Annotated in this window: 19 protein-coding genes; 4 read left to right on the forward strand and 15 right to left on the reverse strand. The window is 41.0% G+C overall.

From position 1 onward, the window contains the following. Positions 1 to 83 precede the first annotated feature (83 nt). Together HED61_RS12945 and HED61_RS12950 are read right to left on the reverse strand one after the other, a co-directional pair. Positions 84 to 1,040, reverse strand: a complete 957-nt coding sequence (locus tag HED61_RS12945; RefSeq protein WP_060814082.1) for an SPFH domain-containing protein — start codon at positions 1,038 to 1,040, stop codon at positions 84 to 86. Next, the gene (locus tag HED61_RS12950) at positions 1,037 to 1,249 is read right to left on the reverse strand and encodes a hypothetical protein (protein WP_060814083.1); all 213 of its coding nucleotides are present in this window, start codon (positions 1,247 to 1,249) and stop codon (positions 1,037 to 1,039) included. Before HED61_RS12950 ends, HED61_RS12945 begins: the two co-directional genes overlap by 4 nt. Before the next feature lie 234 nt (positions 1,250 to 1,483). Here HED61_RS12950 and HED61_RS12955 point away from each other — a divergent pair, with 234 nt between their 5' ends. Together HED61_RS12955 and HED61_RS12960 are read left to right on the forward strand one after the other, a co-directional pair. Continuing rightward, positions 1,484 to 1,894 carry an Ohr family peroxiredoxin gene (locus tag HED61_RS12955; protein ID WP_219644980.1) on the forward strand — a complete coding sequence of 137 codons (411 nt, stop codon included), beginning with the start codon at positions 1,484 to 1,486 and terminating at the stop codon, positions 1,892 to 1,894. Between the two features lie 57 nt (positions 1,895 to 1,951). Beyond that, positions 1,952 to 2,383, forward strand: coding sequence for a MarR family winged helix-turn-helix transcriptional regulator (locus HED61_RS12960; RefSeq protein ID WP_003126119.1), 432 nt, complete (start codon positions 1,952 to 1,954; stop codon positions 2,381 to 2,383). Between the two features lie 109 nt (positions 2,384 to 2,492). Here the strand turns inward: HED61_RS12960 and HED61_RS12965 are convergent, their stop codons facing one another. From HED61_RS12965 to HED61_RS12975, 3 genes are all read right to left on the reverse strand, one after another. After that, positions 2,493 to 2,870: a hypothetical protein gene (locus tag HED61_RS12965; RefSeq protein WP_021149994.1), complete on the reverse strand. Its 378-nt coding sequence runs from the start codon at positions 2,868 to 2,870 to the stop codon at positions 2,493 to 2,495. A 249-nt stretch (positions 2,871 to 3,119) separates the two neighbouring features. Further along, positions 3,120 to 3,509, reverse strand: coding sequence for a DUF7006 family protein (locus HED61_RS12970; RefSeq protein ID WP_003126117.1), 390 nt, complete (start codon positions 3,507 to 3,509; stop codon positions 3,120 to 3,122). A 356-nt stretch (positions 3,510 to 3,865) separates the two neighbouring features. Beyond that, complete coding sequence (locus tag HED61_RS12975; RefSeq protein ID WP_138372088.1) at positions 3,866 to 5,698, reverse strand: heavy metal translocating P-type ATPase; 1,833 nt, start codon at positions 5,696 to 5,698, stop codon at positions 3,866 to 3,868. Positions 5,699 to 6,031: 333 nt separating this feature from the next. On the opposite strand from HED61_RS12975, the gene HED61_RS12980 reads away from it, so the two are divergent. Continuing rightward, positions 6,032 to 6,208 (forward strand): hypothetical protein, encoded by a 177-nt coding sequence (locus tag HED61_RS12980; protein WP_005471055.1) that lies wholly within the window; start codon positions 6,032 to 6,034, stop codon positions 6,206 to 6,208. A 71-nt stretch (positions 6,209 to 6,279) separates the two neighbouring features. On the opposite strand, the gene HED61_RS12985 is transcribed toward HED61_RS12980, so the two are convergent. Genes HED61_RS12985 through HED61_RS12995 form a run of 3 tightly spaced genes read right to left on the reverse strand, consistent with a single transcriptional unit; the run spans position 6,280 to position 10,060 of the window. Continuing rightward, positions 6,280 to 8,442 (reverse strand): L-type lectin-domain containing protein, encoded by a 2,163-nt coding sequence (locus HED61_RS12985; RefSeq protein WP_219644979.1) that lies wholly within the window; start codon positions 8,440 to 8,442, stop codon positions 6,280 to 6,282. A 5-nt stretch (positions 8,443 to 8,447) separates the two neighbouring features. Further along, the gene (locus HED61_RS12990; RefSeq protein ID WP_176333475.1) at positions 8,448 to 9,470 is read right to left on the reverse strand and encodes a DUF916 and DUF3324 domain-containing protein; all 1,023 of its coding nucleotides are present in this window, start codon (positions 9,468 to 9,470) and stop codon (positions 8,448 to 8,450) included. A 14-nt stretch (positions 9,471 to 9,484) separates the two neighbouring features. After that, positions 9,485 to 10,060, reverse strand: coding sequence for a WxL domain-containing protein (locus HED61_RS12995; protein ID WP_081131666.1), 576 nt, complete (start codon positions 10,058 to 10,060; stop codon positions 9,485 to 9,487). Positions 10,061 to 10,276: 216 nt separating this feature from the next. Between HED61_RS12995 and HED61_RS13000 the strand changes: the two genes are divergently transcribed. After that, positions 10,277 to 11,797, forward strand: a complete 1,521-nt coding sequence (locus HED61_RS13000; RefSeq protein ID WP_219644978.1) for a helix-turn-helix domain-containing protein — start codon at positions 10,277 to 10,279, stop codon at positions 11,795 to 11,797. 136 nt (positions 11,798 to 11,933) lie between these two features. Here the strand turns inward: HED61_RS13000 and HED61_RS13005 are convergent, their stop codons facing one another. From HED61_RS13005 to HED61_RS13035, 7 genes are all read right to left on the reverse strand, one after another. Then, positions 11,934 to 12,821, reverse strand: a complete 888-nt coding sequence (locus HED61_RS13005) for an SDR family oxidoreductase (RefSeq protein WP_003126107.1) — start codon at positions 12,819 to 12,821, stop codon at positions 11,934 to 11,936. 176 nt (positions 12,822 to 12,997) lie between these two features. Beyond that, positions 12,998 to 14,698, reverse strand: a complete 1,701-nt coding sequence (locus HED61_RS13010) for a DUF4091 domain-containing protein (RefSeq protein ID WP_176333473.1) — start codon at positions 14,696 to 14,698, stop codon at positions 12,998 to 13,000. Then, positions 14,695 to 15,675, reverse strand: a complete 981-nt coding sequence (locus tag HED61_RS13015) for an alpha/beta hydrolase (protein ID WP_176333472.1) — start codon at positions 15,673 to 15,675, stop codon at positions 14,695 to 14,697. Before HED61_RS13015 ends, HED61_RS13010 begins: the two co-directional genes overlap by 4 nt. A 3-nt stretch (positions 15,676 to 15,678) precedes the next feature. Further along, positions 15,679 to 17,043, reverse strand: a complete 1,365-nt coding sequence (locus tag HED61_RS13020) for a glycoside hydrolase family 1 protein (RefSeq protein ID WP_219644977.1) — start codon at positions 17,041 to 17,043, stop codon at positions 15,679 to 15,681. A gap of 4 nt (positions 17,044 to 17,047) precedes the next feature. Beyond that, positions 17,048 to 17,929 carry an ROK family protein gene (locus HED61_RS13025; RefSeq protein WP_171917363.1) on the reverse strand — a complete coding sequence of 294 codons (882 nt, stop codon included), beginning with the start codon at positions 17,927 to 17,929 and terminating at the stop codon, positions 17,048 to 17,050. A 38-nt stretch (positions 17,930 to 17,967) separates the two neighbouring features. After that, the gene (locus tag HED61_RS13030; protein WP_171917364.1) at positions 17,968 to 19,314 is read right to left on the reverse strand and encodes a PTS sugar transporter subunit IIC; all 1,347 of its coding nucleotides are present in this window, start codon (positions 19,312 to 19,314) and stop codon (positions 17,968 to 17,970) included. 20 nt (positions 19,315 to 19,334) lie between these two features. Beyond that, entirely contained in the window at positions 19,335 to 21,536 is a 2,202-nt protein-coding gene (locus HED61_RS13035) for a glycoside hydrolase family 3 N-terminal domain-containing protein (RefSeq protein WP_219644976.1), read from the reverse strand. Between the last annotated feature and the right edge of the window lie 57 nt (positions 21,537 to 21,593).

A 21,593-nucleotide genomic window follows, 5' to 3' on the forward strand; every position in this document is an offset into this window, starting at 1 on the left:
TTCAACAAATCAAAAACGAGCTCCACCCATGTTTATCAAACAATGGGTGAAGCTCATTTATGTTGGTTGATTCAGTTAGTTTGTTATTCGCTGGTTTTGTCTGTTTGTTCCCAGAGTTGTTTCACAACTGGAATATTGCCTAATTCTGTCATGTTTGATGGTAGAATGACTGTATTCGTCTTACTGTTGACAATATCTTTAAAGGCTTCAATGCCCAAGTAAGAGAGTGAACGTTCGTCTAATTGACTTTCTTTGATTGCTTCATTGATGGCTAAGATCCGTTTACGTTCTGCTTCAGTAATTTTAGCAATTCGTTCTGCTTCGGCGTCTGCATCGATCCGTACACGTTTAGCACGAGCTTCCGCATCAATCTGAGTTTGTTCCGCTCTGGCTTGGGCATCGATCGTCATTTGAGAAGCTTTGGCTTCCGCACTTAAGACAGCAGAAGATTTCTCCCCTTGTGCCCGCGTGATCATGGATTCTTTATCCCGTGAAGCAGTGATCAGTTTGTTCATTGATTCAATGATTTCTTGCGAAACTTTGATCTCACCAATATTGATTCGGTCGATCGCCAACCCATACCCCGCTGTGATATCTTTAATGGAAGTAAACAACGCCACGTTGATTTCTTCTGTTCCGTTGAGAACTTCATTTAGATCCATTTTCCCAATGATTCCTCGCAAATTGGATTGCGCATCTTGGATCATAGAAACGACCGAGTTTTCATTATCATAAACAAACGCCCGGACATCTGTGACATGGTATTTGATGGCTTCATCAATTTGAACGATAACATTATCCTTCGTGATAGCACTTTGTGGTTCAATTTCTAAAGGAATCTGTTTAAGTGATACTCGTTCTCTGACTGTATATAAAATAGGGACTAAAAAGTGTAGACCTGGTTCAAGTGTCTTAACATACTTCCCAAAACTCTCAACTACTTTTACTTCACCTTGTCGAACGATAACAGCAGTGCTTGCCAACAGCCAAATCACGATCGCTATGACAAGAACGATTAAGATAATTTGTACGATGATCATTGAATATACCCTCTTCCATTTTCAAATAATGTATTGTTCACTTGTGTCAGCAAGATCCCATTTTCAACGCCGATGATCTCCAGCATCACATTCTCTGCTGGAATACCGGCAACAACCCGATATTCAGTATACGTACCAAAGATTCGAATGAATCCGGCATAATGATCTGTCGCGGAACGAAAATATTTCCCGACTGCGCGGTTTTCCATATATTCTACGATTTTAGTCACCCTCTTCACTAACCAACTATCCTTAGATTCTGTGCTATCATCATATCATGTTTTGCCTTGCTACACAGTAATTATTTAAACTTTTACTTTCAATTTAATGTAAAAACAAGTAAAAATAAAAAAACCTGCTTTTGCAAGCAACTTAATTGCTTTCCACAATTAAATTGCGTACAATCTAATTGTACAAAATCAAAAAAACAGGAGTGAAGTTAGATGAAAAAAATGTATTCTACAAAGATGATCAACACAGGTGGCCGTTCAGGAGAAGTTCATAGTCCTGATCATTCCTTCGAATTATCCATCGCAGCACCTGGTAAACGGGTCGAAAATGCCACTAACCCAGAACAACTTTTTGCCGCTGGTTTTAGTGCTTGTTTCAACAGTGCTCTTGAACTTGTAAAGCAAAGTAAAGGAATTGAGGGCGCATCAACCGTAAGTGCACAAGTTTCACTTTATGCCGAAAATGAAAGTAGTTTTGTTCTAGGAGTAGAGATTGAGGGATTTATAGAAGGTCTTTCATTAGATGAAACACAAGAATTACTAGAAATTGCTCATACCGTATGTCCTTATTCAAAAGCAACAGTCGGCAATATTGAAGTAACCGTCAAAGCTGTTAGTGAGTAGACTTTCCGATACAAAAAAGCTATGATAAGAAGCGTCAGTATAAAAAGGAGTGAGGACATGAATGACTTAGCACTTGAAAACCAACTATGTTTTCCTCTATACGCCGCTTCGAAAGAAATTATCAAGCATTATAAAGGATTACTGGACCCTCTGGACTTGACCTATACGCAATATCTCGTGATGCTCGTCTTATGGGAGCAAGGAACATTGACAGTAAAAGAATTGGGCGATTCTCTGTGTCTGGACTCTGGAACTTTGACTCCGGTTTTAAAGAAACTCGAAATGAAAGGTTATCTTTCAAGAACTCGCAATCAAGAGGACGAACGTTCTTTAAATGTGTCATTGACAGGAAAAGGGCAGCTGCTCCATGATTCTGCGGTGAATATTCCCAGTAAAGTCAAAGACTTCCTGCCATTGTCTCCTACAGAACTAGCTGATTTACATCGCTTGACGACAAAAATGCTGCATCAGTTTCAGAAAACTAGCTAAAAAAGATCCGACTTACCGGATTGCTCGAAACGTTAGCCGAAAAACTAACTTCTTAAGCGCAGTCCATAAGTCAGATCTTTTTTTGTTGGCTCTCTTTGGACAAGCAAGATCACTGATGGTCTTTTGGCATTGAAAGCTCTTGTTTTTTGGCAGTAATTTTGTCCATTAACATCGCTAACTGCTTTTCTTCGAGACGACCAATCGCCACCTGAAGCATAGCAAAAATCTGATCTTGATTAAGAATCGACTGCAGTACTTCTAATTCAGTCACTTTGGGTTGAAAACGACGTGCTAAAACCGAACCGCTCATTTTGATGCTCGCAACTTCCAGTATGCCTTTATTGACTAATTTTCTGATGACTGATAACGAAGTGTTGCGATTCAAGTTAAAACGCTCACTAAAATCACTGCAACATAGTGGTTCCTGAGCATTCCAAAAACAAATCAGAATCTCCCACTCTTTTTTTGAAAAATTCAAATAATCCATATATGCCCCTTTCTCTTTGCTCATTCCATGAACAATGTTATATAGCTAATTTCCTGAATCCAGTCTAACTGTAACGCTGAATTGAAAAGATTTTTCAGTTATTCTTTATTCATACATCAATGATAATCTATATTTACCATTTTTTCAAAATATTTTTAAGATTATTGAATAAATTAAGCGTAAATTTAAACAAATAAACAGCCGACCACTGATGCTGGTCGGCTGCTCCTTGCGATTTTAGGAAATCATTTATTTGATATTGAAGATAAGGCTTTCATGTTCCTGATCTTTCAAAGAATAACCGCAAGATTCTTTATTTAAATGAGTATAATCGGTTTCGATCATTTGGATGATTTCTTCTTCTGTCAAGAATTCATCTCTTACTAGAATCAATGAGTTCAATAAAACAAACCGTGAATCATACCCAAGTATTTCTGGAAAAAGTTCCCAAAAATTTGAACCATCTATTTGTTGGACAGCACATTTGAAAGAATCAATCAATTGGTGGATGTAAGTATATACCTTAGGGTACTCTACTTCCACAAGGTCAAGCACCTCTTTATCGATCACTTTCTCCAAATAGTCGGCTGTTTCTTTATAGAGCATTAAATCAATCACGCGAATTATCAATCCTTTCATGCGGACAGTTCACAGTCAATCTACTGAAACTTCCTACGTATATATATATCATAAAATCGGCTAAAATTATTCTCATTTTGAGGGAATAACGAAGAAAAAAATGAGAATAACATCACAAAGTATGAGTGAAGCTGAATTATACTCAACAAAACAATGATTTTAGCTAAGAAAAATTTGTTATATATAACGGTAGTATTATTAAAAAAAAGGAGGATTTTTACGGACCTGCTTTAAGAATCAAAAAGGCCCGTAACTTATAAGGCAAACATAGCCAGATAATCTAAGTGTCTTGCATCTGCTATCACAAAAATCACAGTTATCGGGTTTGTTTGCTCTTAGTCACGGACCTGCACCTATTAATGTGCCTGATGATTGACTGAAAGAGATGATGCTGTGCTAGTAGAATGATCATTCTTAGCACGAAGTGCAGATAGAATGGATACTGTATCGATCACTTCTTGTAACAAAGCGCCAAACAACGCTGGGATCACACCCGTGCTGGCAATCAACATTAAAACGATACAAATGAAGATTCCTAGCAACACGGATTGGCGGGCGATTCTCATCGTGTCTTGAGAAATCTGTACGGCTTGAGAGACCTTGCTGAGATCATCTTGTAGTATTACCGCATCTGCTGCTTCTGTTGCAGCACTAGTACCATGGGCTCCCATAGCAATGCCTATATCAGCTGCTGCTAAAGCTGGGGCATCATTGACCCCATCCCCCACCATGATGATCGGGCGTTCAGCTGGTTCTGTTTCTTTTATAACGGCAATTTTTTTTGCCGGCAAGCAGTCTGCTAGAACGGTTTCGATCCCTGATTCAGCTGCGATCTTCCGAGCAACGAATGCTTGGTCACCTGTCAACATGATCGTCTTTTTCAATCCTTGATGACGCAACTGCTCAACCGTTTGTTTGGCTTCCTTGCGTAATGTATCTTCAAAAAAGATCGTTCCTATCCATTGGTCATCTTTCCCAACACAAACATTGGTTTTAGCTTCATCTACACCAACTGCTCCAACAAATTCAGGTTTACCGATTTTGATCTTGTGTCCAGCAACTGTTGCTTCGATCCCTTGCCCTACCACTTCTTTCAAGTTGGTGACTGGCAGCAAAGTCAGCTTTCGTTCCATAGCAGAAGCAACCAGAGAGCGGGCGAGAATATGAGTGGAATCCTGCTCAGCACTAGCCGCAATGCGCAAAAGCTCTTCGACCGATAGTTGATCAGCAGTCACAGTTATTTTTTCAACGTGCAACTTTCCCTCTGTCAATGTGCCTGTTTTGTCAAAAGCGATCGTTTTTGCTTTGGCTAATTTTTCGATCGTGGTGCCGTTTTTCATGACAATCCCATTGCGGCTTGAGCGACTCATGCCTGCTACTAAAGCTACTGGTGCTGCCAAGATTAATGGACAAGGTGACGCCACTACTAGGACTTCCGCAAAGCGGACAGGATCTTTTGATACAAACCAAGCAATCCCCGCAATCACATAGGCTGCCAACGTAAATGGTACGGCATACTGATCCGCTAAACGAACAAAGCGCGCAGGTTTTGCTTCAGATTCTTTGACTAAACGAACAAGAATTTGATATTGGCTATCTGCTGCTTTTTTCGTCACTTCAAAAGTAATCGCAGTTTCCCCATTGACTGAGCCAGACATCAATTCATCACCAGGATTTTTCTCTACAGGTCGTGACTCACCAGTCAAGGATGATTCATCGACAAGGGTATTTCCTTCAGTGACACAGCCGTCTACGGGAACGATTTCTCCCGGGCGGACGATGACCAGATCACCAATAGCTAGTTCTTCAACCGGAACATCTTTTTTATCATTTAGCCGATGGGCGGTCTGTGGAGAACGTTGCAACAGTTGCCGAAGTTCTCGGCTGGCTTGTTTGCTGGCGTATTCTTCCAAACTATCGCCGCCTGTCAGCATGATCAAAACCATCAAACTGGCCCAATATTCGCCAACAGCAAGTGTAGCAACAATGGCTGTGATCGCTAACAGATCCACGCCATATTTTCCTGAACGCAATGTTTGGATCATGTCGATCAACATCGTCAACGCTGTCAATCCGCCGATGATCGCGATCAAACCAAAAGCAATGGGAGGTCGATCAAAGCCAAATTCAGCGATCAACGCCGCAGCTCCTACGCCGATGGCAATCAAAAATTTACTTAAACGATTCATTTTATCCACCTCACCTTTCACCAAAAGCGTACCACTTGCAGGAACGAAATGAAACAAAAAACCGTTAAATGAGAAAGAGAATCGTTAACGTAGCAGGCTTTCAAGCCGTTTTCAAAGTTCATCCGCCTCATTGTAGATAAACCCACTGCTGGTGTTTTAAGGTAGCACGTCAAATCTCCCGAATCATTCATACCCAAGAAAATAGCCTATCCGCGGTCACTGATTGCTTTGAGAGGGGAACAGCGTTATCTCGGACATAAACCCGTTGTCCATGTATAATTGATAGTAAGAGATTGATGAAACATCGATAAAATTGCAAAGGAGACGGATCAAATGAAAAAACACTGTAGGTGCGGGAAAAAACTAGATGGCGCTGAAACGAAATGTGCTGCTTGCAAACAAAGCAAAAAACAAAAAATCGAGTCACTTGAGAAATTTGTCAAGTATGGCAGTTTTGCCTTGGCCGCCCTTTCTTTAGTACTAAAAGTAGTCAAAGATCGGGAAAGCTGAGTTCTTATCCTTAGACAGACAAAAAAACGCCGAAATGGCGTTTTTTTGTCTGTCTTTCTGACCAACGTGCATTAGTCTGTGATCGTGCTGTCTAACTGCCAATTGACTTTTCCTTGATAGGTTCCTGGGGAAAGGGTCTCTATCTTAGGGGCAAACCGTAAATAACAATCATACTGACTTAAATCGAGAGAGAGATCTTTATCGCTAGGCGTCTGCTCAAAAAGTACTTTTTTATCTGAAGTAATGGTGCAAAACAATGAATTATCAGTAGAATCGTATAGAACTAGTTGGACTTCATCAGCCAATGAGGCGCCACTATTCATAAATGGGGTGGTTTGTCCCGATAATTTCCATGTACCTTCACTCGTATTGCTGATTGCGAGAGGCTTGCTGGTTGTTGCAATTGGAACTTTTATTGATACCAAGCCATTAGAATCCATTGCTCGAGCCAACTCGTTGATTGTGACTGTTGTTCCTTTGAAAGATTCTGGGACTGATTTTAATTCGACGATTCCTCGAAAATCAATGGCAAAGTAATGGATTGCTGATGAATTGCCTTCTGTGTCAACGACATATGTTGCAAAATAATAGGTAGTCCCTGGGGAAAGATCACTCGTCTCTGACTCTAAAGTGTAGTGAAAGGGATCTGACAAATCTGTTCGTTCAAGAACTGTTTTTAGAGTAAAGTCTTCTTCCTGTAATTCCTTCTCTTGTGAAAATAAATCACTTATAAATAATTGCGCCTGCGTAGAATTACTATCTTCCACAGAGATGTCAGTATAGGCATTTCGATTTTGTCGAAGGATCGGCGCAGTTTTCTGCGCTTCTGACATTGTGGCTTGTCCGCTGGTCAATGTTGGTGGGAGTTTGCCTTTTACCGTATAAAAATGGGTAGCGGCTCCTCCTGAAGTAAAACTGGATATAAAAGCATTTCCACTAAAGGTAGTCTCAACTGGTATTACTTCATCAATATTCGCATCTATAGGGGTCCCACTATACTTGACCCTAAAATGAACAATATAGGCATTCCCTTTTTCCAATTTCGGCAATACTACACTTATTTGTCCTGTCTCTCTTATATATTCGATTGGGGCCCCCCCATCAGGAAAACCGTTGATCATGGTATCTTCTGGTTTACCAAAATAGACAGTATCTTTCACAGATACATTATCTGGAAGTGTGAGTTTGAGTTTAATCCCTGGATTCAAACTTGATAGATCGCTTGTTTGTTTAAAATCAATATAGGTTGCATAAGTAATCTCTTTACTTGCATCCACTTCAATTGGTTTATCCATTACTGTTCCCGTGTCCAGCATAAACTGATCTGGCTCTCTTTGGAAGACGCCCGTCCGCATATCAATTTCGACTAGACCTTGAACATCCACGAAAGCGACTGCTTTGTTTTGGGCAAATCCGCCATTGGCACCGGTAAAACCAAAATAAACTGGCGCCGAATTTGTTAAATTAAGATTGCTTTTAAAAGTATCATCGACAGGAATCGATACATCTACATTAAAATCTGGAACAGCATAATGAAACTGTTGCGTAGATTCATTGTAATCCACGATAAAGGTATGCCAATTTCCATCGGAAATGTCCGTAACGCCAACCGTGTTATAGTGATTTAAGACTTTATCCACCATCAGCCAGCCGTCTGTCGTATAAGAAGCATCGGAACCAGGGTAAGACCAAGCAATATGGTGTCCCTTTGTTGTCACATCACGATCCATCATCCGATCAGTAGCAAGGATACCGCCATTATTGTTGTAATATGTATCAAATTCAATTGCGATACTATTTGCGATTGCACCTTGACTAAGTGGGTCTGTTCCAGAAATATTCGACCAAACTCCAATTGTTGATCCAGCTTCTGAAGCTAGTGCTTGAGGCCCGCTACTTTGCATCACAAAAGCCAGTCCATCGCTATCATTAGCCGTATTCTCAATATAGAAAGCCATTTCCAAATGGAAATCTCGTGTGAAAGAAATCGGATTGTTGAACCAAACTGCCCCGCTAGAATTTATGGTTGTGTCATTGATTTGAACGTAGTTATGCCCTTCTACACCTTGCAATGAACCTGCTTTACCTGCAGTAGAGATCATTACTTGATTAATTGGTAAAGTAGCAAAGTCCGGCGCAGTGACCGCCGCAAAGACTGTTTGCTGTCCTTGCAACAGCCAAAAAGTTCCTATAAAAAGAAGCGATAAACAAAAAGATTTTAGCATTTTTTTCATTCTTCTCACTCACTTTCATCGGAGTTTTTACGCCGCTTCACTAACAAGAAAAGGATGATTGCAATCAATAGAATGATTATAGCAATCAATAGATAGAACAGAAAATTTCTTTGAGCGATAGCCGCTGCATATATCGTAGTTCGGTTGACAGCTTTTGCTGCTTGACGATCGATATCGACCTTATCATCAAAAACCCATGTGCCTCGCTGAGAGGATAATTCGATGCGAATCGTATAAGTGCCCGGTTTGAGTTCTTCTTGTTCAAATTCACTATAGAGATCTAAGACAGAGTTTTGTGCGAATTGAAAATTTTCTGACTTAAAGCCACCGACGATAGCTTGATTCTTGTCACGTATCGTCGTATTCACGGAAATATTCCCAAATGCGACGGGACGAATATTACTGATACTGCTTTTTAAAGTTGGCTTGCCATTTTTTTCGACTGCTTTAGTTTCAACTAGTTTTAAATCTGGCTTTGGCAGCTCTTGTAGACTTTGACGCATTCGTACCCCTAACTGCAACTGATAGTTTGATTCCAAACTTGCATCAGCTTCGTGAGCAGTTTCTTGAGGTTTGACTTCTTCGAACAAAAAAGCCCCTAAGATTTCTCCGTCAAACACTGTTTCCTTTAAATCAAGTGTAAAAATCACCTTTCGTTCCTCACCAGATTTTAGGCGTACTTCTTGAATGGGGTTTGAAACAAAGCTAGTAAAAGACTTACCTCCATAGTCTTCGGCCGTTTTCTTTCGTTGATAACTGATGATTCCAGTGGAAGCAGAATAACTATTCAGTGCATCAGCGGTGATCGTTATCTCTTCGGAACTCGTATTGTGTACGGCGATAATCAATTCCTGAACAGTCTCTTTATTTACCAGCAAATCGAAATAAGTTGCTTCACTTGCTTGATTTTGGGGAAGTTCTGGTATAACAGTAAATCTGGTGGTCTCAGCATAACCACGAGTCACAGGAAAATAAACAAAGCTGATAAATAAAAAGATCCATACTGCATTCTGAAGAAGTCTTCTCATTGTCATCCATCCTATTACTGTGCTTGATAAGAATTAGATAATGTCCACGTAATCGTTCCTGTATAGTCACCACCATAAACATTTTGTTGGGGAACGGTCAACGTTGTGGTCGAAAAATCAAAGGTATTGATTGCTAACCCAGTTGCGCCATCTGCGGTTGCTACTGAAGTAGGATCGGTAGCTCCAGCAACCAATTCAGCATTTGCTGATAAAGCTGCATCTCCTGCTGTTTCGGTACCTTTTAGTGTAATCTTTGCATTTGCTAATTCTTTTTGATCGGCATTCGAGATTTTTGATAATTTTGCTGTTAATTGCCAACCAACTGTGTTTGGACCACGAAAATCAGAAACAGATGACGTTTCATTTGATACCGTGGTGATCACTTTCTCTTGTTGAGCGAAATCTGCGATATTCCCAGTACCAAAATCAAAATTTGAAACACTATCAAGGGACAAAATCCCTGGATTGATGGTTAGTGATGCTTCACTGGTCATTGAAGTAGATGGATTTGCTTCCGCAGCTAAACCAGTCACTGGGACCCCTAAACTACTTATTCCTAAAATACCTAATGCCAACACCATTTTTTTCATAAGTCATTCCTTCTTTTTTGTTTATTAAACAAGATGCCAATTTTCTGGCAATACTTTCATTTTTTCAACCACAAAAAAATGATTGTTTCTTCATCGCCTCACATTGACTTCTCATTTGTACTTAGTATAATCAAAAGTACCAAAAAAACGGATCACAAAACCTTACAAATAGGCTTCATATTGTGCGTAAAAATGGAGCAAAAAAGGAGAATACTGATGTACCGAGAGTTCATTTCTCCCGCAGAGGAAAAAAAGCTTGACATATTCAAAGCAGTATGCAACACCAATGGAATCAGCTTATTAAAATTATCAAGAGTATTGAAAATCCCTATCAAAAGCTTGCAAAAACATATCTACTTTTTGAATGAAGACTTGAAATATCTGTCCGTCAACCTTTGTCTCGCCAAAAATTCCTACAACCAATATTGTATCGAAAGAAATGGAGAGAGTGCCGAACCTTCTTATTCACAGCTGGTCTATCATTACTTGCTCAGTTCTCCACAATATCAACTGGTTCAGTACCTTATTGGGCATACAGATTCTTCAATGTCCCAGTTATGTTCGGATCTTCACGTTAGCCAATCTCACATGTATCGTCTGATAAAAAAAGTCAGTCTAATATTAAAGAAATTTCACCTCTCAATCTATTCCAATGAAGAAAATATTGTCGAACTTGATGGAAGAGAGTTGGATATCCGCATCTTTATTTATAGTTTTCTTACGCAAAGTGCACCAACCGAGTTTCAGCTTTTATCTGATCAATATATAACAGAATTCGAGCGATTCAACAGCTTTTTTGATGCTACTCTCTTAGATCAGTTGACTAAAAATAAATTGTTTGCCTTTTGGAAAACAATTACCATCCGACTTTCTCAAAAGAAATATTTGCCTGAAATCGAGAAAAAAGCTCAAGCACTCTTGAACTTTTACTCCTTTTTGCCGATGGAAGTTCTCGATTCGTTCTTTTTCTCCAAAACTAATTTAGATAAACGGATCGCTCAAGCCGAATACTTGTATTTAAATTTCTTTTTGCATATTTTCCTTCCTGCAGTTGTTGATCGCCAAAAGATTCAAGAGAGTATTGCGCTGGTTTACCAATCAAAAAAGCCTCTCGTTCATTTTTTTATTGATATGATCGAAGATTGGCGACAAAAATTTGTGCCGACTATGAAGCAAGATTCATTTGACCAACTTCTAAACAGTTGTCTCTTATTTTTTAATCTATCGATTTTTATCGATGTTGATTTGCTGAAAGTTTGGAATTTAGACTATAACTTGCCCGATGAAAGTTCGATTGACAACAATAGTCAAACTTATGCAGCAATTGCTCACTTGTTAACAGAACATGTCAATACCTTTCCAAACAATGATTTAGACAAAGAATTCTTTCACCGTAAACAATTGCGCTATCTTGCCCAACTACTCTATCTGGAAACCACCATGCATGAAAGTCCAACTATTCGGATTTACATTCGAACAACGATTCAATATCGAACCAAAATGCTGATAGAAGCCCGTATCCGATCCATCTACTCAGAGAAGTCGGTCTCATTCACTAAAGATATCGAAGGGGCGGACTTGATTATTACCGACAATTACGAAGAAGTAGCGATAACGGAAAAGCTTCTGCTACTCTCAGATATACTTAATATGTATGAATGGGAATCTTTGTTTGCAAAAATCAATCAAGTAATTACCAAAAAAATGTTTGCCCTCACTTGCAAATCCTCTTGTTGAAACAAATTTTTTATCATGATTCCATAAAAAAAGCGAAGCTGAAATATCAGATGGGTTCCTTGCTAAAGCAATGCAAGGCCTCTGTATTTCTTACTTCGCATTTTTTATTGTCGTAAGCGTTTTTTAACAACGGGTTTTAAGCAAAGAAGCTTCCGCCTGTTACACTATAGACTTGTCCTGTGACATAGCTGGCTTCATCTGACGCTAAGAAAACATAAACTGGCGCTAATTCAACGGGTTGGCCAGCCCGTTTTAATAATTCTTTTTGTCCAAACTCAGGGATCGCTGATTGTGGTTGTCCTCCTGAAATTTGTAGTGGTGTCCAGATTGGTCCTGGTGCTACAGTATTCACGCGAATACCTTTTGAACTCAATTGTGCTGCCAATCCTTTACTAAATGAAGTGATCGCTCCTTTGGTTGCTGCATAGTCTAACAGATGAGCACTAGGTTCTGCACTTTGGATGGAAGTAGTGGTAATGATACTGCCGCCAGCCGGTAAATAATCCAGGGCTTCTTGAACTGTCCAATACATGGAGATGATATTCGTTGTAAATGTGTCCGTGATTTGTTGGGTGGTCAAATCTTTAATATCTTTGACCGCTTGTTGCATACCTGCATTCAAGACCAAAATATCTAAACCATCCAACGCTTTCGCTGCATCATGAACCAACTGACGCGCAAAAGATTCGTCTTTCAAATCGCCAGGAATCAATACAGCTTTTTGACCTGCTTCTTCGATGATAGTCTTCACTTCTTGGGCATCTTCTTCTTCAAAAGGCAAGTAGTTGATAGCCACATCCGCGCCTTCTTTAGCAAAGGCAATGGCTGCTGCACGACCGATGCCAGAATCCCCGCCTGTGACTAATGCTTTGCGGCCTGCTAATCGTCCTGAACCATTGTAGCTAGTTTCACCACAATCTGGTACTGGCTGCATTTTTCCTTGGACCGCTGGTGCTTCCTGTTCCTGCTTTTCAAATGTGCCGTTATAGTACTTCGTTAATGGATCATTGATTTTTTTTGACATGTTCATTTCCTCCTTATTTTTTCATGCTCGTCATGTAGAACCATGACCTTACTTAAAAGTGTAGAGGAATGTTCATGAAATGAAAAACGAAACGCTCACTTCATGGAAAAATGCGTTTTTCTTGCAATTTTTGAAAAAAAGGACCACGAATCCTTAAGGATTCGCGGTCCTTTGATTTATTTTGCGATTATTGTTAATAGCGCGTCACGGAGAGCCTCATAATCAGATGCTGTTTGTAGGAACAGATCTGGCTGACTTTGGTGACTATCTACCATCCATTCTTGACTATTGGGATTTGTCAAAAAAGTATCCAGTAAGTCTGCTGTCTGTTCTGGCTGCTGTCTTTCAGCTTGCTTGACTAGATAGAAATCTTCGATTCCCCGCTGTAACTGTTTGTAGCGTAGCGACAGTGCCAAATGTCCAGAGTAAGCTGGATAGATCAAGCACATATCGCCGATCGGCAGCGAACTCGTATTGTAGCGAATATCTTCCCGCGCGTTTTCCGGCCAACAATTAAAAGCCCAGCGTAAAAGCCCATCGGTTTTAAAATGGTGGGCCAAGATCCCTTGAACGCGAGTTTCAAGTAATGGACTATGGAGGAATGTATTCGGCTTGTCTGGGTAATTGCAGACATAATACTGGGTTTTTCCTGAATGACTTTGACTCAACTCTTGGTAATGATTGCAGGTACAGTAATAAGAAGTCACTGGATAATCAACCAATGGCAAAAGTTCCGTCAAGACATCCTCTTTGTCAAAAGCGACTTTGACTTGCAGCGTCTCATCGATTGCTTTTAATTCAGCAAGCGACTCTTTGAACAGGTTGATCTGATGTTTTTTTGGTTCATCGGAAACGATCCGGACTTTTTTCCAGACACCCAGCTCTTTAAAGTGGGCAAAAACTTGTCTAATGTAGTTTTGCAAATCTGCTTTCTGCTGAATAAACATCATTTTGCCAGTCGCTTCATCTAAGTAACGAACCACTAATGCCTCCGGATAATCAATAGGCACTACCGGGAAGAAAGGCGGCTGCCAAACACCTAACAGACCAAAAACATCGATCTCTTGATCAATCCCTGCTTGAAAGAAACAATTCAAATACCGATCCAAGACAGAAAAATCACAGGTGATAGCCCCTGATTCTGTCTTATTGACGTTGATCATTGAATACTCATAGAGATTCGCAGGATAGTCTTTGACGATATAATTAAACCAACCTTTCCAGGGAATTTCACCGGCAATCACAGTAATCGCCTTTTGACCGATTTTGGCCAAACTTGCTGCCATTTCCTCTAACAGACAGAAGTGTTGTTCACTCCATAGCGGTACATCATAAGTTCGCGCAAGAATCGATGGCTGTTGCCAAACATCTAAGTTAAAGCCATCGCGGTAATCTGCCGGAAATTCAAATGCGGAAACTTCCACCGTGATTTTTTTGCTTAAAACAAGTGAATCAGCGCCGGCCAATTGGGCGCGGTAAATAGTGATCTCCACTGGATAGCTGCCTGCTGCAATGGACTGATCCAATGGGAATTCTAAATAAACTGTAGCCATCCGATCTCCTGGATAGGTTTTGGCTGTTTGATCCAGCAATTTATCTGCAAAATCGATTTCCTGCTGTCCAGTATAATAGCCGACAAATTGACTCGTAACCGGCAATTCGCTAGTAATTTCGATCCGGTACATAGGGATCTCGATTTCGTCAGGGATCGCAAATTCACGTCCTAAAACAAAGTGGTTTCGCTTGCCATCATGCAGTAACAGTTGACAAGCGGCAAAACTATTTTTGCACCCTTTCACCGTTGATAGTTCAGCTGGCACCTCAGCAAAAGGTGTCGTGGCTGCTTTATAACTTTCATGAACGAGCCAGGCTTTCATTCTATTTCTCCTCTCCTTGGATCCACCAGCTGCGCAACTAACTGATCACATTGTGCTTGTGAGAAGCGTTCCGGAATGATGGCAGTCAACTGTTGCAAACTGAAGTTTTTTACGATTTTGAAGGTACTCTTCTCTTGCCAACTAGGAAAACTGTTGACTAATAAGGCGCGATTTTTCGGTTCTTTGATCAAGGCTGCAATGGGCCATTCAACAAGCGCAGCTGGCATTTCACCTGTCGATGACTCCGCCCAGTTGATCTCCATCCATTCCACGCACTCGTTAAACCAGCGTCCAAAACGGGGATCGACCAGTTCTTCTCGATTACCGAAACGCTCCGTTGCCAATGAAAGACCGTGTTTGCCTTTTTGAAAAAGATGCGTTTCGAAAGGCACATCATTTTCTTCCAACGCCCGCAGATATAAAAGTGAATTCTCAATTGGTACCACATTGTCTTCAAACGTCGAAAAGACAAAAGTAGGCGGCGTTTCTGGCGTCACACAAGTTTCTAATGACGGTGCCTTGATCTGCATGACTTTTGCAAAAGATTGTAAGATCGCAGGATAACCTAAAATACAAAGACTCGGTTTTCTCTCAGAAAGCGTTGATAATGCGGCTGCCAGATGACCACCGGCAGAAAAACCAATCACAGCGATTTTCTCTGCATCGATCGAAGGCCATGCTCCAGCACTCAATTCGGTGATTTTAGCTAGTGCTTCTTGCGCATCCTGTAAGGAAGCGTCAAAACTGCGAAACTCCCCGACATGATAACGAAGTACCCCCGCATGGTATCCTTGAGCAAGAAAATTCAATGCAATGGGTTCCGCTTCCCGTTCGCTACAAAAGGAATAGCCTCCTCCGGGAATCACTAAAATGAATGGTCGTTTGCCGACGCGGGCAAACTCAGGCTTTTCTTCATGAAGGTAGACGGTTAATCCTGCCCCTGCTGCTTCATCGAAAGAGTATTCTTGCATGTACATAACTTACTCTCCTAATCCATTTTGTGCAATCACTTGTTGGTACCAGTAAAAACTATCTTTTTTCACTCGGGCTAAATCCAACAAATCATCTTCTGTGCGATTGACATAAATGAAGCCATAACGTTTCGTGATGCCTTCATGGGTACTGATCAAATCGATCGCACTCCAAGGACAATACCCAATCACTTCGACGCCATCTTTGACGGCTAATTCCATTTGAGCAATATGCTGCTGCAGATAATCAATGCGGTATTGATCGTGCACCTGTCCATCTTCTGTTAAAACGTCTTTGGCACCGATACCGTTTTCGGTGATCAAAATCGGCAACCGATAGCGAGAATAAACTTCATTCAATGTAAAACGGAACCCTTCTGGGTCAATGGGCCAGCCAAATTCAGTCATTGGCAGATTTTTATTTTCAACTGCTTGGAAGAACCCTGGAATTCCAAAGCCTGATTGCTGATCGATTTTATTTTCTTTCTGATAATAACTGCTGACGGTCATCGTGTTGTAGTAATTCAATGCAATATAGTCACAAGTGCCGTCAAGAAGGATTTGACGATCTTCTGCCGTAACTTCTGGTGCGGCACCAATGGTTTCCAATAAGTGCCAAGCATTGTGATTGTATTTCCCAAAAACGGCCACATCAAGGAACAACCAATTTCTCAAGGCACTCATGTATAAAGCGGCCATCTGATCTTCAGGCTTATCCGAAGCTGGATATACACTGGCAATATTTGGCGCTGGACCAATCTTTCCAATGTGATCGCCGGCATGGAATTGCTTCGTGACTAACGCTTGTGCTACTAGCATATGATGGTTTTCTTGGAATTTTTCTTTCATACTCTTTTGGCTTGTACCGATGACAGAACCAGCTAATGCCACCACATTTTGTTCATTGATGGTTTGCCATAATGGTACTTTGTCACCAAAGTGTTCAAACAGCACTTGGCAGTAGTCTGCAAAAGCTTGAATCGTTTCCCGGTTTTCCCAGCCACCTTGTTCTGCGATATAAACCGGTAAATCAAAATGGAAGACAGTAACGACCGGCTGAATCTCGTTTTCAAGCAATAAATCGATCAATTTCTGATAGAATGCCAAACCTTCTGGATTAACGACGCCATTTGGCATGACACGACTCCATGAAATAGAAAAACGATAGGCTTTCATGCCTAGTTCTTTGAACAATTTGACATCTTCTTCATAGCGATGGTAATGATCCGAAGCCACTTTAAAATCTGTGGTTCCAGCAGGAATCTCTTTGACATCTTGGACAGAAGGACCTTTTCCATCAGTGTCCCAAGCCCCTTCTATTTGATAGGCACTGGTTGATGCCCCCCATAAAAAATCATTTGGAAATTTACTCATACATTTACCCCTTTACCGCGCCAATCAAATTTGCATCTGCCTGAAACTTGGCCGCTTCGATGTTGATTGGTCGTAATGTTTGTTCAATGATTGGTGCTGCTTTTAGTAGCCGCTGATAGCAGCTTTGGATGGTTTCAATTAGTTTTGGCTGTTGGCTGATCCCGCCGCCAATCACGATTTTATCGATATCCAATAGGCATTGGATGTCAAAACAGAGAACGGCGACCTCATGGCAATAACCAAGAAAGAGATCCTGTGCCATTTGGTTATCAGAATCTGTCAGTGTCTGAAACACGATTGGTCCGTCGTTAGCTACTTGCAAGGTTTCAGATAATTTTTGGATCAGCGCTACCGCCGACAATCCAACGCCAACAAATGAATCTGGACCTGTAATGCGCCGGTCTCGGATCATAAAGCTGACTTCTCCTGCTTGATAGTGACTCCCTTTGTAAAGCTGACCATTGATACACAGTCCAACACCCACGCCGGTCCCTAAAATAATCGCTGCTCCATTGGATACATTTTGTAAATGCCCCCAAGTCATTTCTCCTAATGTGGCTGCCTTGGCATCATTCTCGACGGATACTTGGTAATCTTCCGTAAGATCGAAGTTTCCAATTAGCTGACCTAAGTTGACTTCATTTAGATAAGGCAATGCGCCACCAAAGAAGACAGTACCGGATTCGTTGACCGAACCTGGTACTGAAAAAGCGATTTTTTTAAATGAGTGGCTCTCTGAATAGCTGTTGATGATCGTTTCCAGCAATTCAGAAAATTCTTCGAGAGACTGAGGTGTTGGGAAATTGTTCTTTTCTATGACGATATTTTGCTGGACCAATCCTGATTTGATTTTTGTGCCGCCAATATCGATACTTAAATAACTCATTCTTCCCACTTCCTTATATTACGCTTGAGCAAACTTGACTATGCTTGAATTTCTTCTGCAGTCATTTCTGCTTCTGTTTCTTGTGCTTTCATCTTTTCTGATTCAAGTTCTAATTCGTATTCTTTCTTGTCCGCAATTTTCAGGAAAGGATACCACATAACGATACCAATCAACATACAGATCACCATCAAGATCGTGTAGTTGACGCCACCTGAGAATGGCATTTTAATAAATGTTGGTGTCGTCCATGGCAATAAGCTCATTGTTGGATTCAAATTGATCGGCAAAATCGTTGTAGTTAGTCCCCATGTCACAAAACCAGCGATCAGTTGAGTAAATACTTGTGGAATAAAGAATATCGGATTCAAAATAATCGGCATTCCAAACATGATTGGTTCCGTAATATTGAAAATCGATGGGATAAAGGATAATTTACCTAATTGTTTCATTTTTGCTGATTTGCTGCGTATCATGAAGAATGTGACAAAGCCCATGAACCCAGCCGCATACATGCCCATGTAGATAACTGATGGAACGAGATAAGGAAGTTCTTGTCCTTGTTGGTATGCCGCAATATTTGAAACGACCATTGTCATACTGATTGCCCCAAGAGGTCCTTGTAACACAGCATTGTGGATACCGAAGAACCAAAGCACCGCCAAAACTTCCATAATAATGATGATGGACAGTGGACTAGCGACCAATGAATTCAACGGCGCATTCACCACATCAATAAAGAATTGGAAGATTGATCCAGACGCCGTTAAGCCAAATAATACGCGAATGATAAAGACGAGAACAAAGATGATCGTAACGACAAAGACTGGAGCCAAAGATTGTGTCACCATTGGTGGTACACTGTCTGGCAATTTGATCATGATGTTTTTCTTAGAAAGAAAGGCATAGAAACGAGTAACCAATAATGCCGTCAACATACCAATAAAGAGTCCTTGGCCTCCTAAGAAGTCCAATTTCAATGCGCCAATCGTTTGTTCTACGGCTTGACCATCTTGCATCACAGTTGTAGCGATCGTTTGAGGCATCAGCATGATAAAGCTGGCTAATGAAATAATTGCTGAGTTCCGTTCATTGGAACCTAACTGTTTGGCATATGAATACGCTAAGCTATAGACAACATACAATGCAAAGACGCCAGTAGCACCATTAGTGATGGCTTCGACATGTTGAAAAATACCGATTTTCGTTAAGTAGTCTGTCCAACCAGGAATTGGGAAGTTCCCGACGATCGTAATGAAGGCGATCCCCAACGTAATCGGACTGGTACGAATAAATCCTTCCATCAATGCAGCTAACACTTTATTTCGTTGTAGCTTTTGAGACATTGGCAATAATTTGCTACTTAAAATTGCTTCTAATTTTTCCATGTTTTTTTACACTCCTTCTCTTATACTGTCACAGTTAGTGACTCTTCTTTTCCATCAATCGCTAAAACGAGCTGATAGTTTCCTTTAGTAAAATGTTTTTGTCCTTGATTATCATAAAAGACAAGATCTGTCAGCGATAGTTCGATATTTAAGGAACGTTCTTCCAGTGGTCCCAACGAAACAAATTCACTAGCCACCAATTGTTTTATGGGACGTACGATCGTTGCTGGTCGTTGATTCAAATAAACGTGAACAACTGTGTCAGCCGTGCGATCAGAATCATTCTTGATGTGACATTCTAAGTTGATCGTTTGCTCATTGACTTCACTGCCCAGCCATTTTCCTTGGAACGAGCTATAGCTAAGCCCTTCACCAAACGCAAACAATGGGTCATTTGACTCATCCCGATATTTAGAGATAAAGCGATCTGTTGGATTAGCCGCTTTAAAGGGACGTCCTGTCGGAAGCTGGGCCCCATAAATAGGGATCTGGCCCTCACTTCTTGGGAAAGTCATTGTCAACCGTGCAGAGGGATTTGCTTTTCCTGTCAATAGATTTGCGATACCGATGCCCCCCATGATTCCGGGATACCAAACGAGTAACAAACTATCGAACAGTGGTTCCACATTTGTCAAGACCAGCGGGCGCCCTGTGTATAGTACACCAACGATTGGTTTGCCTGTTTCCTTCAGCGCTTTGATCAAGCGAACTTGTTTTTCCGGCAGGTGCAGATTCGCTCGAGAAGCGCCTTCCCCGCTTTCTAAAAACTGTTCGCCAAACGTCAAGACGATCACATCGGCTGCTTCTGCGGCTGTCACGGCTTCTGTCAACAATTGATCAGCTGGCTCGATCGGACCATTCAGCATCTCAATCCCAGCTTTGAGGGGACCAAACCCGTCATAAGAGTCAAACAAATTATAGCCACGAGCAAATTGAACTTGCTCGGTGGATAAGTTCTTCAATAATCCTTCTTTTAACGGAACAGCATCTTGCGGTTTTCCACTGACGGATGCCCAGAAGCCTAAAGTCAATCGGCTTTCTCCATAAGGTCCGATCACAGCGATTTTTTGGTCTTTTTGTAAAGGAAGACTGCCATTGTTTTTCAGCAGTACGCTGCTTTTTTCAACGAGCTTGACTGCTAAAGTTTTGGCTTCTTCTGTTAAGATTTCACCAGTTTGCTCACTCTGCAAGCCTCGGTAAGGATCTTCAAAAAGTCCCAATTTATTTTTTAATTCCAAAATACGCCAAACTGCTTCATCCAATAATTCTGCGAAGGCAGGCTCTTTAATTAATTCCGTTAGATGTGTGGCGTAGACCGAAGTCATCATATCAAAATCGACGCCTGCTTCCAATCCTTTTTTGGCTGCTTCTCTGTCATCCGCAGCATAGCCGTGTGGAACTAGTTCTTTGATTGCCGCGTGATCTGAGACAAGAACACCATCAAAGTCAAAACGTTCCCGCAAAATTTCTCGATTTAACCACTTACTGCCAGTTGACGGTTCGCCGTTCAACACATTGAAAGCCGTCATGACTAACATCGTTTGCGCTTCGATCGCCGCTTGATACGGCTGCAAGTATTCATTGAATAGACGCTGGTTGGACATATCGACAGTGTTGTATTCTCGACCACCTTCTGGAGCACCGTAAGCTGCAAAATGTTTGATACAAGCTGCGACATGATTCTCAGGGACACCCTTGCTACAATCTCCTTGGTAGCCAGTCACAACACTCTTAGCAAATTGTTTCGCGGTATACACATCTTCTCCTGGCGATTCCATCACTCGACCCCATCGTGGATCCCGAGATAAGTCCAACATTGGTGAGAAAATCACGTGCAATCCATTCAGATAACTCTCTTTCGCTGTCATTTCAGCGGCTTGTTGAATCAAATCAAAATCATATGATCCAGCTTGTGCTAAAGGAATCGGAAAGATCGTCCGAAATCCATAGATCACATCTGACATGAATAGTAAGGGGATTTTATGCTTACTGTTCTTCAGTGTTTCTTCTTGCAATCGTTTTAATTTTGCAAAATCATTTACATTATAAATCGAACCAACCTCGTAAAAGTTCAACTCTTCTGGTAAACCCAAATCTTGCATCGGACCTGTATTCATTACATCGTTTTCCACGACCAAACTTCCGTTAAGCTGGACCGTCTGGGCAACTTTTTCTTCAGGTGATAATTGCATAAATAACTTTCTTAATTCTCTTGTGTCCATTATGTTTCCTTTCTGTAAGCGTTTTAACATAATGTATTATAAAAAGAAGTCAACAGA

This window comes from Enterococcus gallinarum, from assembly GCF_021496385.1.
GTDB classification, from domain to species: Bacteria; Bacillota; Bacilli; order Lactobacillales; family Enterococcaceae; genus Enterococcus_D; species Enterococcus_D gallinarum.